The 16361-nt window shown below is 43.4% G+C and carries 13 protein-coding genes; 8 read left to right on the forward strand and 5 right to left on the reverse strand.

Annotated elements, in window-relative coordinates; translation table 11 throughout:
* Positions 1-169: 169 nt before the first annotated feature.
* Positions 170-1435, reverse strand: a complete 1266-nt coding sequence (locus tag ACYQ4O_RS11295) for an ammonium transporter (RefSeq protein ID WP_308515210.1) — start codon at positions 1433-1435, stop codon at positions 170-172.
* Entirely contained in the window at positions 1432-1770 is a 339-nt protein-coding gene (locus tag ACYQ4O_RS11300; RefSeq protein ID WP_460175662.1) for a P-II family nitrogen regulator, read from the reverse strand. Before ACYQ4O_RS11300 ends, ACYQ4O_RS11295 begins: the two co-directional genes overlap by 4 nt.
* Before the next feature lie 197 nt (positions 1771-1967).
* Here ACYQ4O_RS11300 and ACYQ4O_RS11305 point away from each other — a divergent pair, with 197 nt between their 5' ends.
* Positions 1968-2768 carry a MetQ/NlpA family ABC transporter substrate-binding protein gene (locus ACYQ4O_RS11305; protein ID WP_460175663.1) on the forward strand — a complete coding sequence of 267 codons (801 nt, stop codon included), beginning with the start codon at positions 1968-1970 and terminating at the stop codon, positions 2766-2768.
* A gap of 5 nt (positions 2769-2773) precedes the next feature.
* The gene (locus tag ACYQ4O_RS11310) at positions 2774-3550 is read left to right on the forward strand and encodes a MetQ/NlpA family ABC transporter substrate-binding protein (RefSeq protein WP_460175664.1); all 777 of its coding nucleotides are present in this window, start codon (positions 2774-2776) and stop codon (positions 3548-3550) included.
* 182 nt (positions 3551-3732) lie between these two features.
* On the opposite strand, the gene ACYQ4O_RS11315 is transcribed toward ACYQ4O_RS11310, so the two are convergent.
* The gene (locus ACYQ4O_RS11315) at positions 3733-4320 is read right to left on the reverse strand and encodes a hypothetical protein (protein WP_308515217.1); all 588 of its coding nucleotides are present in this window, start codon (positions 4318-4320) and stop codon (positions 3733-3735) included.
* 551 nt (positions 4321-4871) lie between these two features.
* On the opposite strand from ACYQ4O_RS11315, the gene ACYQ4O_RS11320 reads away from it, so the two are divergent.
* The 5 genes from ACYQ4O_RS11320 to ACYQ4O_RS11340 all read left to right on the forward strand — a co-directional run bounded on the left by ACYQ4O_RS11320 (position 4872) and on the right by ACYQ4O_RS11340 (position 13776).
* Positions 4872-6857, forward strand: a complete 1986-nt coding sequence (locus ACYQ4O_RS11320) for a fumarate reductase flavoprotein subunit (protein WP_460175665.1) — start codon at positions 4872-4874, stop codon at positions 6855-6857.
* 21 nt (positions 6858-6878) lie between these two features.
* A complete protein-coding gene (locus ACYQ4O_RS11325; RefSeq protein WP_066592258.1) occupies positions 6879-7730 on the forward strand; it encodes a fumarate reductase iron-sulfur subunit in 852 nt (283 codons plus the stop codon).
* An 869-nt stretch (positions 7731-8599) separates the two neighbouring features.
* A complete protein-coding gene (locus tag ACYQ4O_RS11330) occupies positions 8600-10006 on the forward strand; it encodes an aspartate ammonia-lyase (RefSeq protein ID WP_460175666.1) in 1407 nt (468 codons plus the stop codon).
* A 142-nt stretch (positions 10007-10148) separates the two neighbouring features.
* Complete coding sequence (locus ACYQ4O_RS11335) at positions 10149-11483, forward strand: anaerobic C4-dicarboxylate transporter (protein WP_066592265.1); 1335 nt, start codon at positions 10149-10151, stop codon at positions 11481-11483.
* Between the two features lie 886 nt (positions 11484-12369).
* A complete protein-coding gene (locus ACYQ4O_RS11340) occupies positions 12370-13776 on the forward strand; it encodes an aspartate ammonia-lyase (RefSeq protein ID WP_460175667.1) in 1407 nt (468 codons plus the stop codon).
* Positions 13777-13852: 76 nt separating this feature from the next.
* On the opposite strand, the gene ACYQ4O_RS11345 is transcribed toward ACYQ4O_RS11340, so the two are convergent.
* Positions 13853-14437, reverse strand: a complete 585-nt coding sequence (locus ACYQ4O_RS11345) for a chalcone isomerase family protein (RefSeq protein WP_460175668.1) — start codon at positions 14435-14437, stop codon at positions 13853-13855.
* A 73-nt stretch (positions 14438-14510) separates the two neighbouring features.
* Positions 14511-14975, reverse strand: coding sequence for a helix-turn-helix domain-containing protein (locus tag ACYQ4O_RS11350; RefSeq protein WP_308513966.1), 465 nt, complete (start codon positions 14973-14975; stop codon positions 14511-14513).
* An 88-nt stretch (positions 14976-15063) separates the two neighbouring features.
* Between ACYQ4O_RS11350 and ACYQ4O_RS11355 the strand changes: the two genes are divergently transcribed.
* Entirely contained in the window at positions 15064-16302 is a 1239-nt protein-coding gene (locus tag ACYQ4O_RS11355; RefSeq protein WP_460175669.1) for an NAD(P)/FAD-dependent oxidoreductase, read from the forward strand.
* Positions 16303-16361 lie beyond the last annotated feature (59 nt).

Genomic DNA, 16361 nt, shown 5'->3' on the forward strand with positions numbered 1-16361 from the left:
TTTTGCTATCAGCTTCCTTCAGATTCAACGTCGCCGTTGAACCCTTGCCGAGTCGCTAACCTTTCCCCTCATCGGGCAGGTTCGGGATTTGCACCCTATAGAGAGACGCCCTGCTGGGCGCACACGTTAAAAAAGGCTCCGAAGAGCCTTTGGTTTATTTGAAGTTTTGCTATTCGACTCGTTCTCCGTGGAGAGAAAGGTCTAATCCGACGCGTTCTTCTTCAGCTGATACACGCAAGCCGATCAAAAGATCCACAATCTTCAAGAGAACATACGTTACGACAGCCGCATAGATAAAAGTAGCAATGACACTTTCAAACTGAATCCATAGCTGTTCTGCAACTGGCTTCATGGTTTCGCCTGTTATCATGTCTGAGGCAAACACCCCGGTGAGAAGAGCACCGACAATGCCGCCGACACCATGGACACCGAAAGCATCTAAAGAATCGTCATAACCTAATTTGTATTTAAGCCATGTTGCACCAAAATAGCACACTAATCCGCCGCAGCAACCAATAAATAGAGAGGCAGCCGGAGTAACAAAACCGGATGCAGGAGTGATGGCAACTAAGCCGGCAACAGCCCCCGATATTGCGCCTAGAACTGTGAATCTCTTATTTACGATGTATTCGCAAATCATCCAGGTAAGAGCAGCTGCTGCAGCTGCAATTTGACTTACTACGATCGCCATAACGGCTCTGGAGTCCGCAGCCAATCCGCTTCCGCCGTTAAAGCCGAACCACCCGATCCACAAGAAACAAGCACCGGTAAGAGCCAGCACGAGGTTATGGGGAGCCATCACTTCTTTACCATAGCCTAAGCGCTTGCCTAAATATATACAGGCAATAAGACCGGCTACCCCGGCATTGATATGAACAACGGTTCCGCCGGCATAGTCCAAAGCACCAGCTTTAAACAACCAGCCTTCATCTGCCCATACCCAGTGACAAACCGGTGCGTAGCAGAAAAGAGACCATAAAATCATGAAAAGGAAAAGGGCGGAGAACTTGATTCGTTCTGCAAAGGCACCGCACATAAGAGCAGGTGTCAAGATGGCAAATGTCATCTGGAACATCATGAACAGCATCTCCGGGATTGAGCCGTGCATGGTGTCAATCTGGATGTTTTGTAGAAAAACATTGTCGAAGTTTCCAATGAACCAATTTCCGCCTGAAAAAGCAAGAGAATATCCAACCGCATACCAGACGATGGTTACCGCACAGCAAATAGCAAAACTTTGCATAACAACGGAGAGGACATTCTTTTTTCTTACCATCCCGGCATAAAAGAGGGCAATGCCCGGAATAGTCATAAACAGGACTAATGTCGTAGCGACCATCATCCATGAGACATCAGCGGCATTCATTTCATCTGCAGCCCATGCAGACGAAGAGAGAGCAAGTAGGGCAAATAAAGAAAGTTTGAGCCAACTCATAATGCAGCCTCCCCAGTTTCTCCGGTTCTAATGCGAATGCATTCTTCAAGCGGTGTGACAAAAATTTTCCCGTCGCCGATTTTTCCTGTCCGTGCAGCTTCGCAAATTTTTTCAATAGCTAAATCAACTAAAGCATCCGGACATGCAATGGAGAGACTTACCTTAGGAAGGAAGTCAACAACATATTCGGCTCCTCTATAGATCTCTGTATGACCTTTTTGTCTTCCGAAGCCTTTAACTTCCGCGACTGTAATGCCGCTTATTCCCAGTTCTACAAGTCCTTCTCGAACTTCATCGAGTTTGAACGGTTTAATGATTGCGGTTATAAGTTTCATTTTTTCCTCTGATTAGTTGGTATTAACAACAATTAGAGCTATGCATAATCCGTGCCAATTTAGGGTTTCCATTGAGAAAATAGGTTCTAAGAAAAGGACGGATGAAAAATCGAAGGACCTAAGACGAAAGAGAGGAATTTTCTACTGTATATTTTTTAGCACTCAGCCTCGAAAAATATAAAAGTTAAGGAGTAGAAATGAAGAAAAGGTTTTTACTAAAGTTACTTGCGGTCTCGGCTTTTGCTGCTTCTCTTGGAACCGCTTCCATGGCAGCCGAATCCGTTACGATTAAAATCGGGGCTAGTCCGGTCCCAGCCGGAGATATCCTGAATTTTGTTAAACCAAAGCTGGCAGAAAAGGGTATTAATCTGAAAATCATTGAATTTTCTGATTATATTCAGCCTAATCTTGCTCTCTCGGATAAAGAAATCGATGCTAACTTCTTTCAGCACAAGCCATTTATGGATAAATTCGCTGCAGACAGAGGTTTAAAGCTCCATGCAATGCCGGGAATTTTTATTGCTCCTATTGCGTTATATTCCAATAAAATCAAAGATGTAAAAGAGATCAAGAAGGACGACAGAATCACTATTCCAAATGATCCTACCAATGGCGGAAGAGCGCTTCAATTGTTGGCTTCTGCCGGCTTACTTAAGCTCAAAGACAACGTAGGTCATTCCGCTTCTATCGAAGACATTGTCGAAAATCCGCTGAAATTGAAGATCATTGAGGTCGAAGCTGCGACTCTTCCTAGAACTTTGGACGATGTGAAAGCCAGTGTTATTAATCAAACCTATGCGTTAAGCTCCGGATTAAATCCTGTGAAAGACGCCATTATCATCGAATCAAAGGACTCTCCTTATGCCAACATCGTGGCTGTAAGAGAAGGGGACCAAAATAAACCTGAAATCCTGGAGCTGAATAATACGTTAAGAACCCCGGAAGTTAAGGCTTTCATCCTCGAGCACTTCAAAGGTTCATTAATTCCATCTTTCTAACCATCATGAAAAAATTATTACTTTCTTTGGCACTCGTTTCGCTCGCTTCCGGAGCATTCGCTGCTGACACACTCAAAGTTGGTGCATCGCCGGTACCTCATGCTGACATTCTGAAAGTTGTCCAGCCGGCTCTGAAAGAGAAGGGCATTGATTTGAAGATTATCGAGTTTTCTGATTATGTTCAACCGAATTTAGCCTTATCCGACAAAGACTTGGATGCCAACTTCTTCCAACACCTTCCTTATCTGGAAGCTTTTTCCAAAGATCATAGATTAAACCTTGTTTCCGCCGGTCCGGTTCATATTGAACCAATGGGCGTTTACTCCAACAAAGTCAAAAATCTTAAGGAATTGAAGAAAGGGGCAAAGATTGGTATCCCAAATGATCCGACTAACGGAGGCAGAGCTCTGCAGGTATTGAATGCCAACGGCGTCTTGAAAATGAAAGACGGAGTAGGCGTTAACGGAACTCCTTTGGATATCGTTGACAATCCTCTTAAAGTTAAGATCGTAGAAGTTGAAGCAGCAACCCTGCCACGAGCCCTGGAAGATCTTGATGCAGCAGTTATTAACTCCAACTTTGCTCTCGGTGCAAATTTGAACCCTTCGAAAGATGCTATTGCAATTGAGCCTAAGGATTCTCCTTACGCTAACGTAATAGCTGTCCGCAAAGGAGATGAAAACAAACAGGAAATCAAAGAGTTGATGTCTGCTCTGAGATCTCCGGAAGTAAAAAACTTCATAGAGAAGAAATACGACGGTGCCGTAGTTCCTGCTTTTTAAAGAATTTTCTGTAGCGCCCTAAAATGTTAGCTACTAAGACTGAAAGGAATTTACACCCACCAGAACTTAGTAGCTAACAACTAGAATAAAAAATCCCGGGTTTGTTCAATCCGGGATCCAACAATAAAAACTCTGAGAGTAAAACGAACTGTTCGAGGTAAGAAAGTAATAAAAATAAAACGTTATTGGCAATGCAATGACATAAAAGCCATACTTCCTTCACCCTTACGTCGTTCTAATTCCTCTATCTGATCCTCAGAGTCAAGTTCAAATCTTTTTTCAATATCAATATCAGCAATCTGGACCTTGTTTCCTTTAAGAGTAAGGCGAGCCCAGTAGGAAAGTCGCTGACTGTCTAAAATCAAACAATCCACGGTTCTATACATAAACAATTTCTTGATATTGACGTCTGCTGTCGCCTGGCAGGCAAATAACTGAGAAATATCATCACCGGCTTCAACCTTCACTGACTCTTCAAGTCCGGCGGATAATCCAATAATTTTGTTATTTTTTAGAGTTATGCTGCCACCCAAATGTTTACTATCCAAGCTGCATTCATCTGCGGAAAAGGGAAAACTTCCAACGGAATAATCAGTGATACTTTTCTCAAAAACGCAAGTTGTTACATCTAAATTAAGAATCTTAGACACTTTGATAACCTTCAATTCGTTTACAAGTTTGCCTTCTGTTGTTGAAATATTCGTATTTTTTTCTTGCGCGATCAACCTCGTAAACCCCGATTCTGACTCACTTTGAGTTAAATTACGCACTTTCCTGTAAGGGTTTTATCTTAGCTTAGGGCCTATTTATACAATTCTTAAATAAAAGATTTTTTTGACGGCTAATAAAGAGCAAGAACGAACTTCAAAATAAAAAGAAAAATAATTAGCGAGAAAAATAATTATTTGCAAAAGTCAGACAAAATATGAGAGAAAACATTTTTACTGCCCAAAATAAGTTGTCTAAATATTTAAATAGTAAATGAATATAAATTCAAAAAATTTTGAATTCTTGCTAAAGCCTAACTCCCAGAGGCTCTGAACCCATGGTTCTTCGAGGTTTAGCAATGTTATTTATTCCCAAAAACTACCTTAGTATTTCTACCAATCTCAAACCTTTTTTCAATCTTAAGTATTGAGAATTTTCTGGGTTTGTTCTAAATTCCGCATATCAGTTGAGAATTAACAATATATGTTAGGGTCAACCCTTGAGCTCAGGTTGTCCCTCTTTGTTGTTGTTTCGACCAATTAAACACTGCTTACCCCAAATTGCGAAAGGTTCCATCCCTTCCTTTCAAATTTGGTTCAAGGAGATTTGCTAAATGAAAGTTATATACACGGATGTTCTCGTCATCGGCGCAGGACTTGCTGGCTTGCGTATGGCTGTTGGTGCAAAAGCACGCGGCCATGACTCCATCATCCTGTCTCTGGTTCCTCCAAAACGTTCTCACTCTAAGGCCGCTCAGGGCGGTATGCAAGCTTCCCTTGCTAACGTTATTAAAGGCGTAGGTGATAACGAAGACGTTCACTTTGGTGACACAGTTAGAGGTTCTGACTGGGGCTGCGACCAGGAAGTTGCCCGTATGTTCGTCAACACCGCACCTAAAGCTGTCCGTGAACTGGCTGCTTGGGGCGTTCCATGGAGCCGTATCACTCCGGGAGACCGTCAAGTTATTATTAACGGTGAAAAAGTTACCATTACCGAACGCGAAGCTGCCGCTGGTTTGATCGGTCAGCGCGACTTCGGCGGTACAAAGAAATGGAGAACTTGTTTCGTTTCCGACGGTACAGGCCATGCCATGTTGAACTCTGCTGCTGAACGCGCTATCGCTCACGGCATTCCGGTTCATGAAAGAGTTGAAGCTATCGCTTTGATTCATGACGGTCAGCGCTGCTACGGTGCAGTTGTCCGCGATTTGATTACCGGTGAATTAATTGGCTATGTTGCCAGAGCTACCGCTATCGCTACCGGCGGTGCAGGTAAACTGTTCCGTGTATCTACAAACGCCCAGATCTGTGAAGGTACTGGTCACGCCATCGCTCTTGAAACCGGTGTTGCTAAATTAGGCAATATGGAAGCCGTTCAGTTCCACCCGACAGGTATTTTCCCAGCCGGTATTCTTGTAACTGAAGGCTGCCGTGGTGACGGTGGTTTGCTCCGTGACGTTGATGGCCATCGCTTCATGCCGGACGTTGAACCTGAAAAGAAAGAACTTGCTTCCCGTGACGTCGTTTCCCGCCGTATGGAAGAAAGAATTGCTCAGGGTAAAGGTGTTAAGAGCCGCTTCGGTGAACATCTTTGGCTTGATATTACATTGCTTGGTGAAAACCATATTAAGCACAATCTCCGTGAAGTATATGAAATCTGCCATTACTTCTTAGGTGTAGACCCAACTAAAGATTGGATTCCGGTCCGTCCTGCACAGCACTACACCATGGGTGGCGTCAGAACAAATCCAAGCGGTGAAAGCCAAACTCTCAAAGGTTTGTTCTCCGCTGGTGAAGCAGCTTGCTGGGATATGCACGGCTTCAACCGTTTAGGCGGTAACTCTGTAGCTGAAACCGTTGTTGCAGGTATGATTGTCGGCGAAAAGATTGCAGATTTCTGCGACAAACCTGAAAACGCCATCGACATTCCGACTAAGGTTGTCTATGACTTTATCAGACGCGAACAGTCTAAGCTTGACGCATTTGCCAAGAACTCCGGTACAGAAAACATGGCTGAAATCCGCACTCGCATGCAGGAAATCATGACCACCAAAGTTGGTATTTTCCGTAACGGAGATACACTTGAACAGGCTGTTACCGAACTTGAAGAGCTTTATAAGAAGAGCTTCAATGTTGCCGTTAAGAACCAACCTGGTGCAAATCCGGAATTGGTTTACGCATACCGCACTCAGAAGATGCTTCGCGTAGCTTTGACAATTGCTCTTGGCGCTTACAAACGTACAGAATCCCGCGGTGCTCACTTCCGTATTGACTACCCAGTCCGTAATGACGCTGAATGGTGCTGCCGTACTCTTGCCTCTTGGAAGAACGAAAACGACACAATGCCGACTCTTGAATATCAGAAACTTGATATTTCCAAGATGGAACTTCCTCCGGGATGGCGTGGTTACGGTGCCAAGAACTACATTGACAACCCCGAAACACCGATTCGCCAGAAAGAAGTTGACGAAATCAGAGCCAAGATGGAAGCAGAAGGCAAAGACCGCTTTGCTATCCAGAACGCTTTGATGCCTTACCTCCAACTGTTGCCTGAAAACCTGCGCGGCAGAAACGAACGTATTGACGAACCTCTTTCATAAGTCATCAGGAGTTGAATTTAAATGGCTGAAAATACAAAAACTGCTCCGGAAGCTAAACCAGCTGAAAAGGTTACACCTCCGGCTTCTAGCAACCACCGCACTCTTCAGGTTAGCATCCTGCGTTACAACCCTGCTGATTCTGAAAGTGTTCCTCATTTGCAAACCTATCAGGTTTCTGAGACTGATTCCATGACGCTCTACATTCTTTTGAATGAATTGCGCGATACACAGGATCCTTCTCTCCAGTTTGACTTCGTTTGCCGTGCCGGTATTTGCGGTTCCTGCGCTATGTTGGTCAACGGAAAGCCTGCTTTGGCCTGCCGTACATTGACTCGTGACCTTCCGGATCACTTCACATTGGCTCCTTTGCCGGGCTTTGAACTGATTGGCGACCTTTCAGTTAATACCGGTAAATGGATGCGCGGCATGAGCGAAAGAATCCAAGCATGGTGCCACGTTAATGAAGAACAAATTAACTTCAACAAGATCGAAAAACCAATGGATCCGAAGCTTGCTGAAGATATTTATCTTCTTGACCGTTGCGTCGAATGCGGCTGCTGCGTAGCTTCTTGCGGCAACTTCCGTATGCGTCCGGACTTCGTCGGTGCCGTTGCTATTAACAAGATTTCCCGTTTCCGTCTGGATCCTCGCGATCATCGTAATGACGCAGATTATTACGAAGTTATGGGAACAGAAAGCGGTGTTTTCGGCTGCATGACATTGTTGGCTTGCCACGATTTCTGCCCGAAAGATTTACCGCTTAAGACCCAGATCGCCTTCATCCGCCGCAAGATGGCAGAGCAGGGCATTACTGGAAAAGAAAAGAGAACACTCAAGAGAGTTGTTCCTCTTCGCGAATTGAAATTAGACTAATCTAATTTCTCTAAAAAACCTGGCTAAAAATCTGCAAAGCCCTGCGAAAGCAGGGCTTTCCTGCATTTGAAAAGGTCAAATCCAAACCTCTTCAGTCTTTTCGAAGAAAGTTTCACACTTCCTCGACTCCAACTTTAATTCGTAAGGATCTCGTTCAACTTTAGAAATACTCTAGATGAGGAAGGATCCGATCTTCGAATTCGGTTTGGTGGAATCAATAGAAAATACATTGTTATCGGTACCGGTTCCTTACATTTATATTCCCCCGGCTGCTTGAAAGCCTCCGATTTTTTTCCTCCACCTTCCGAAGAATAGAAGCGTGATACTGTCCGCTAGATGTTTTATCAGACAAATCGATTTCCAAAATGAGTTCAAAATCTGTCAAACACTTAAAAGTAGACCTTCCTATGTCTGGTTGTGATAAAAAACATACAAATTTAGAAATCTAGATATTCTTGATTTTCAAATAGTTACATCACTTACAATTCAGTTTTTTATTATTTTTGTTGTATTTCAATCAGTTACAATCCCCTCTATTTACATTTGGTAAGGGTTAAGACTAAAATACTACATAGTTCCTACGTACAAACCCTATTTGTATTAAAGAACTTTCATGATATTGTTCGATTCGCTTAAACCACTGGGGAAAAGCACTAGTGACTGTTTGAAAGAATAGTTCTGAGCAAAAGGACGATTGGTATTTCATTAATTTGTTCATGAGCATATTAATGAAAGATTAATTGATTCTTTGATGAATGCCTTGCGGTATCCACCAAAGTTTTTAACCTGAAGTTCGAAGCATGACCACGGGATTTATCCTGGCTGAAGACTTTATTTAATGCGTATATTCGTTTAGGAGCATACATATCATGGCACGTATTGAGCATGATTTTATCGGTGATCTTGAAGTTCCAGAAAACGCCCTCTATGGCGTTCAATCTTTACGCGGTAAAGAAAACTTCTTCATCACCGAAGAAAGAAACTCTCAAGAAATCTACTTCATCATCGCTTTCGCTTATGTTAAGAAAGCCTGCGCAATGGCCAATAAGGAATTGGGCGTTGTAGAACCTAAAGTTGCTGATGCAATGATTTGGGCTTGCGACCAGCTCATCAACGATACTGAAAAATATCGTGACCAGTTCATCACTGACTGGCTCCAGGGTGGTGCAGGTACTTCCACTAACATGAACGCTAACGAAGTTATCTCCAACCTCGCTATTCAGCATCTTGGCGGCAAGCTCGGCGACTACACTATTGTCAACCCGAATAACGACGCTAACTTCGGTCAGTCTACTAACGACACATACCCAACAGCAATCCATCTTTCCTGCATGTTCCGCTCCAACATCCTTATCAAGGCAGCTGAACAGCTTCGCGATGCATTGTATGCAAAAGCCAAAGAATTCGACCAGACATTGAAGATGGGCCGTACCCACTTGCAAGACGCTGTTCCTATGACTTTAGGTCAGGAATTCCACGGCTGGGGCTTCACACTCAACGATGAAATCGAAAACCTCCGTGATGCTCAGAAACACCTCTTGGTTATCAACCTCGGTGCAACAGCTATCGGTACAACAGTAACAGCTGCTCCTGGATATCCTGAATTGGCTTCCAAGTACTTGGCTGAATTGACTGGTCTCCCATTCAAGAACTCTGCAGACTTGATCGCTGCTACCAGCGACTGCGGCGCTTACATGACATTGTCCAGCGCTATCAAGGGTTTGGCAGTTAAGATGACTAAGATCTGCAACGATATTCGTCTTCTTGCTTCCGGTCCTCGCTGCGGCTTGAAGGAAATCAATCTTCCACAGCTCCAGCCTGGTTCTTCCATCATGCCGGGTAAAGTTAATCCGGTTGCTGCTGAAGTTGCTAACCAAGCTTCCTTCTTGGCTATCGGTCTTGACACAACAGTTATGCTTGCTGCTTCTGCCGGCCAGCTCGAACTGAACGTTATGGAACCGGTTATCACATACGCTTTGTTCACACAGATGAAGGTTATGGCCAACGCTTGCGACACATTGCGCACTAAGTTGGTTGATGGCGTTACAGCTAACACAGAACGCTGCAGAGACTATGTAATGAACTCCATCGGTATCGTTACATTGCTCAAGCCACACTTCGGTTATCAAGTTTGTGCAGACATCGCTAAGGAAGGTTACCTCTCCGGCAAGTCCTTGCACCAGATCGTTGTTGATGAAAGAAAACTTCTCACTCAGAAAGAATGGGATGAAATCTTCAACACACAGAACTTGATCAATCCTAAGTTCGTTAAGTAATTCTTTTTTCCGTCCCTTCTGAAAAGAAGGGACAACACTCATCAAAAACAAAAGGTTTGTGGCGCTTTTTGTCTTGATTAATTCTAATTAATGCCACTCGGAGCCTTAACAAATCTAAATTAGGTTCCACTTTGGAGGATTTATGGATTTCATCGTTGCTCTCCAGATCGTCGTTCTGTTAGGCGCAATCTTTGTCGGTGTCCGCTTGGGCGGTATCGGTATTGGTTATGCTGGCGGTGCCGGCGTTCTGATTCTCGGTCTTTGTTTAGGTATGAAGCCTGGTAACATTCCTTGGGATGTTATCTTGATCATCGCTTCCGTAATTTCAGCTATTTCTGTTATGCAGTTAGCCGGTGGTTTGGAATACCTTGTTTACATTGCAGAAAAGATTCTTTATAAGAATCCGAAATACATCAACTACCTTGCTCCGTTGGTAACTTATGTTCTTACCATCTTCGCAGGTACAGGTCACACAGCATTCTCAATGATCCCTGTTATCGTTGAAGTTGCAAAGGGTGAACACATTAAACCTAGCGTTCCTCTGGCAATTGCTGTTGTTGCTTCCCAGATCGCTATTACAGCTTCTCCGGTTTCTGCCGCCGTTATTTACATGTCCGGCGTTTTGGAACCGTTCGGCTGGAGCTACCCTGCATTGCTCGGAATTTGGCTGCTTACCACATTCCTTGGCTGCATGGTTACAGCTTTCATCATGACAAAGATCAGAAACATGGATCTCGACAGCGACCCGATCTATCAGAAGCGTCTGGCTGAAGGCCTTGTTAAACCTCCTGTCGGAATGCACGAAATCAAGATCACACCGGCTGCCAAGCGTTCTGTTTACATCTTCTTAATCGGCGTTGTCTGTGTCGTTCTTTATGCTTCTGCCATTTCCCCGGCTGTAGGCCTTATCAAGAACGTCATTGTTCCTCGTGACTCAGCTATCATCAGCTTGATGCTTCTCGTTGGTGCATTGATTACTACACTTTGCAACGTCAAACTTGGCGACATCGCTGGTACCAGCGTATTTAAGTCCGGTATGGTTGCATGTATCTGCGTTCTTGGTGTTGCATGGCTTGGTGATACATTCGTTGCCGGTCATACAAAAGAAATCAAGGAGTTCGCTTCTCACACAATCAGCCAGTACCCAGCACTTCTTGCCGTTGTATTCTTCTTAGCCGCCATGCTCCTGTACTCTCAGGCTGCTACCGCTAAGGCTATTACTCCGACAGTTGTTGCCGCTTTAGGTATCACAGCTGCAACTCCGGATAACTCCTACATGCTGGTTGCTTCCTTCGCTGCTGTTTCCGCCTTGTTCGTTCTCCCGACTTACCCAACATTGCTTGGCGCAGTTCAGATGGACGATACCGGTACAACTAGAATCGGTAAGTGGGTATTCAACCACTCCTTCTTCTGGCCTGGCGTTCTCGCTATTTTCTTCAGCGTTGCTTTCGGCTTCGTATTCTGCGGCCTCTTCTAATGTTCTAAGAACTTAGTTGAGCTAAGAACCTCTCTGGAAAAACCAGGGAGGTTTTTTAATGGGGTAGTTCCAAAAAACGTATTTTGCTTTTTTTTCCCTCATCTTTTCATTTTTTATCGACACTCTGCAAAGAAAGAGTTGGTATCTGGCTTTATAAGCGAGACTCTGACAAGAAAATACTTTGACCATAACTTCTTGCAGTAAAGACAATGAATTCTTGTTATATAAAAAATGTCGGTAACATTAAGAAGAAATATGAAACATGAGTTACATGAATGCTAAATGTTAATCTGCAGACTGTTAATGATTTGGCTCGTAATTGGTTAATAGGACAAAAGAAAATGCTTCCTTGATTCACACAAGAAGCCAGAAAATCCTTCCAGATATTCGAAAAGATGGAAGTACTGCAGAAGTTAAGCGTTCTTATAAAAACAAAAAGATTAAATATAAATGTAAGAGTTGCAACTAACTGTTATAAAACCTCTTTCATCTTTTTCTTGCCCCTAGAACTTACCCTTAAAAGAATTGATGAGTTCTTTCCACCTCAAACTCATTGAAAACATTAGAAAATCCGCTTAAGAGTATCTTAATAAACCCTTTATGAGTTTTTATCCTTTTCCGTCTAAAGATATTGGCGGTTAATTATTTTCGAGAATTTTGATTACAAATCACTGCCACAAAAAAGGTTTGCTCGAGATGGCTCGGATGTTAACTATTCTCTTTTTAATTTAGTTGGTATAGAATGCACGCAACTAAGGGGAAACCTATATTTTTTCCTTAGCACAAAAATTATCTATAAGTAAGTTGACCATTGGAATTTTTCCAAATACTTACGTTATACGGTTGGCAAGCAGACAGCTTGTTTGCTTTTATTTGAGGAGTCAATATGACACGTATTGAGCATGATTTTATCGGTGATCTTGAAGTTCCAGAAAACGCCCTCTATGGCGTTCAATCTTTACGCGGTAAAGAAAACTTCTTCATCACCGAAGAAAGAAACTCTCAAGAAATCTACTTCATCATCGCTTTCGCTTATGTTAAGAAAGCCTGCGCAATGGCCAATAAGGAATTGGGCGTTGTAGAACCTAAAGTTGCTGATGCAATGATTTGGGCTTGCGACCAGCTCATCAACGATACTGAAAAATATCGTGACCAGTTCATCACTGACTGGCTCCAGGGTGGTGCAGGTACTTCCACTAACATGAACGCTAACGAAGTTATCTCCAACCTCGCTATTCAGCATCTTGGCGGCAAGCTCGGCGACTACACTATTGTCAACCCGAATAACGACGCTAACTTCGGTCAGTCTACTAACGACACATACCCAACAGCAATCCATCTTTCCTGCATGTTCCGCTCCAACATCCTTATCAAGGCAGCTGAACAGCTTCGCGATGCATTGTATGCAAAAGCCAAAGAATTCGACCAGACATTGAAGATGGGCCGTACCCACTTGCAAGACGCTGTTCCTATGACTTTAGGTCAGGAATTCCACGGCTGGGGCTTCACACTCAACGATGAAATCGAAAACCTCCGTGATGCTCAGAAACACCTCTTGGTTATCAACCTCGGTGCAACAGCTATCGGTACAACAGTAACAGCTGCTCCTGGATATCCTGAATTGGCTTCCAAGTACTTGGCTGAATTGACTGGTCTCCCATTCAAGAACTCTGCAGACTTGATCGCTGCTACCAGCGACTGCGGCGCTTACATGACATTGTCCAGCGCTATCAAGGGTTTGGCAGTTAAGATGACTAAGATCTGCAACGATATTCGTCTTCTTGCTTCCGGTCCTCGCTGCGGCTTGAAGGAAATCAATCTTCCACAGCTCCAGCCTGGTTCTTCCATCATGCCGGGTAAAGTTAATCCGGTTGCTGCTGAAGTTGCTAACCAAGCTTCCTTCTTGGCTATCGGTCTTGACACAACAGTTATGCTTGCTGCTTCTGCCGGCCAGCTCGAACTGAACGTTATGGAACCGGTTATCACATACGCTTTGTTCACACAGATGAAGGTTATGGCCAACGCTTGCGACACATTGCGCACTAAGTTGGTTGATGGCGTTACAGCTAACACAGAACGCTGCAGAGACTATGTAATGAACTCCATCGGTATCGTTACATTGCTCAAGCCACACTTCGGTTATCAAGTTTGTGCAGACATCGCTAAGGAAGGTTACCTCTCCGGCAAGTCCTTGCACCAGATCGTTGTTGATGAAAGAAAACTTCTCACTCAGAAAGAATGGGATGAAATCTTCAACACACAGAACTTGATCAATCCTAAGTTCGTTAAGTAATCAGCACTAAAAACTGATTAGAACAAAGGCCTCCCGAGGGAGGCCTTGTTAATTGGAGAAAGAAAAATTAACGTCTTCAGACGTGAAGAAGAGAATCTTTGAGGGAAGCCTCAAGAGCATGATTGCCTAACCAGATAAACATGATTGCGTCGTAAATAGCTTTACCTCTAATTCCATCTTTGACAACTTTTCCGTTGACTTTTACCGATGTTCCTTTTCTAGGGAGCCAATCAATATCGACTTTATCCCCGGCTGTAAAAGAACCGATTCTTTCCATGAGATCTTCTATTTGAGCTTGTTCTTCTTTAATAAACTCCTGACTGGTCTCATTCGTATTCATCTGAATGCCGTTTCTTAGAGAAGGGATGAAGTCTGCAGGAACCAAGTCCTTAAGAATATATAAGGTAACTCTTCTTGCTCCTAACAAAGCTTTGGCAGTATCAGCACGTGTTGTTTTTTTAGGCAGGTAAAGACCGACGGAGTAAATCTCTTCTCCTTCAATCGATCTCAGACCGGCACCGTTCAAAACGAGTGTCTCTCCGGCAACTTCTGCTTGAGATTTAAAATGGCAATTCTTGATGATTAAGTCTCGGCCCGGTTCTTCTTCGGCTTTAAACCAATTTTTTAATTTATTCCATCCGGAAGTATTTTCTTCGGTCACTTTTATCCCACAACTAGAATATGTTTTATAGAAAGAAATTCTACCAAAACCCATATTCAATCAGAAGGTAGAATTAATCGGCTTTTTTAGGATGTTCTTTATATAAAAGTTCGCTCATTTTCAGGGCAAGCTCTTTCATAGTCTGGCTTTCAAACTGTTCGCCTTTATTATCAAATTTGATATAGACGCCTTGACCTAAATAAAACTCGTAAAAGAGGTGAGGGGCCGCAATTTTTCTTTTCTTTGGGACTACATCTTCCGCTCGAGGCTTCATTTCTTGAATCTGTTTTAAGGTATAACCCTTGTTTTGAAGATTCCTAATGAACTCTATTTCATTTAGATGAGATACAGAATAACGGGCACTCCGGGTTTCTCCAATCGCAGGAGAAATCAATCCCAGCTGAACATAGTATTTAATAGTTCTTTTAGACAGACCGGAAGCATCTTCAAGCTCATCAATCGTCCAAAGTTCTTTTTTTAATTCAGTTGCATCAGTATCTAATTCCATTGCAATACCATTAATTGAAAATTTTTTCACGATTTCCATTGCGTAATAGAGCCTAAATTGGTATAAGACCTATTCGAATAAAGCTACAATAACACCATAAGTTTAGGATATCCAACAAATGCAGATAATCGTTGTAGGAGCCGGAGTAACCGGCATTGCTTGTGCCCACTCTTTGCGGAAAAGAGGACATAAAGTTACCCTAATTGAATCAGCTTCTTCTCCCAACCAGGGCTGCAGCTTCGGAATGGCCGGCTTTATGGGAGCCTTATCTATTGCAATGTTGTGTTCCCCATTTAAAGGGAAAGCAGGACTTGCCAGCGTTTTTGCTAAGACAAGACGCCTTGGTTGGGATATGTCTTTAAGTCATATGAAGTTTTTGCGTTCCTTGGCTAATTCTCGCAGTGCCGATAAATGGAAAAAAGACAGTCAGTCCCTCATTGAGTTAGCTCGATACAGTGTTGGTTTGACTGAATTTGAAGCTAGGCTTCAGGATATTTCCTTTGAACAAACTTATGGTTTGCTTCGCCTCTATACCAATGAAACCGTATGGGAAGAAGCTCACAAGGAAGAAGAGGCGAGAAAAGGGGGAGAGTGGCTCGATGCAGAAGAAACCAGACGCCTGGAAAATTCCATTGAAGTCCCAGATCTCCTAGGCAGCTTCTATATGCCGCAGGAACTCTCCGGCAACGGTTCCTACTACTCTAAGCAAATTCAGATGCTGAATATTGCGGATCCGGATCTGACCATGATGTACCACACCACCGTCACTAAGTTGATAAAAGGTGAGGACGGCAAAATAACCGGCGTTGAAACAGATAAGGGAGAAATCTCTGCTGATGCCGTTATCTTGTCAAACAATGTCGGGGCAAAAGAATTGCTGGCAAATGTCCTCGATCTTCCTATGGCGATAGTTACCGGTTGGACGATTACTGCGGCCATTCAGCCTGTCAATGCAGTTCCGACACATTCGCTGCAGTTTGAAAACAAAGACATTCTGATTACCAGACTCGGAAACAGACTTAGAGTTTGCGGACGCTTCTGGCTTGGCGATGTCTCTAAAGATGTAGCCGATAAAACAATTGAGGAGCTTTATCAAGCTGCTTGCAAACTTGTACCGCAGAGCGCTGTTTGGACCGATACCACAAATTGGTCCGGACAAACTCTCATTCACCCGGATAGCTTACCAAGCTGCGGGAAAACTTCTTTAGAAGGCTTGTATTTGAACATCTGTCACGGTTTGAACGGATGGGCTCTTTCTACAGGATGCGGAGAACTTTTGGCTGATGTGATTGAAGGCAAAACACCCGCAGTGAATCCTGAACTGTATTCGCCGGAAAGATTTGCGAAGAAGAATTAATTAATGAATTTTGATACGTATTCTCAAAAGGCGCAAAATGCGCCTTTTATAGGATAAGG

The sequence above is a fragment of the Turicimonas sp. TL08 genome, from assembly GCF_054660695.1.

Coding starts and splice junctions, on each gene's coding strand:
- ACYQ4O_RS11295 (WP_308515210.1), bottom strand. CDS start 1,435: ATGAGTTGGCTCAAACTTTCTTTATTTGCCCTACTTGCTCTCTCTTCG.
- ACYQ4O_RS11300 (WP_460175662.1), bottom strand. CDS start 1,770: ATGAAACTTATAACCGCAATCATTAAACCGTTCAAACTCGATGAAGTT.
- ACYQ4O_RS11305 (WP_460175663.1), top strand. CDS start 1,968: ATGAAGAAAAGGTTTTTACTAAAGTTACTTGCGGTCTCGGCTTTTGCT.
- ACYQ4O_RS11310 (WP_460175664.1), top strand. CDS start 2,774: ATGAAAAAATTATTACTTTCTTTGGCACTCGTTTCGCTCGCTTCCGGA.
- ACYQ4O_RS11320 (WP_460175665.1), top strand. CDS start 4,872: ATGAAAGTTATATACACGGATGTTCTCGTCATCGGCGCAGGACTTGCT.
- ACYQ4O_RS11325 (WP_066592258.1), top strand. CDS start 6,879: ATGGCTGAAAATACAAAAACTGCTCCGGAAGCTAAACCAGCTGAAAAG.
- ACYQ4O_RS11330 (WP_460175666.1), top strand. CDS start 8,600: ATGGCACGTATTGAGCATGATTTTATCGGTGATCTTGAAGTTCCAGAA.
- ACYQ4O_RS11335 (WP_066592265.1), top strand. CDS start 10,149: ATGGATTTCATCGTTGCTCTCCAGATCGTCGTTCTGTTAGGCGCAATC.
- ACYQ4O_RS11340 (WP_460175667.1), top strand. CDS start 12,370: ATGACACGTATTGAGCATGATTTTATCGGTGATCTTGAAGTTCCAGAA.
- ACYQ4O_RS11355 (WP_460175669.1), top strand. CDS start 15,064: ATGCAGATAATCGTTGTAGGAGCCGGAGTAACCGGCATTGCTTGTGCC.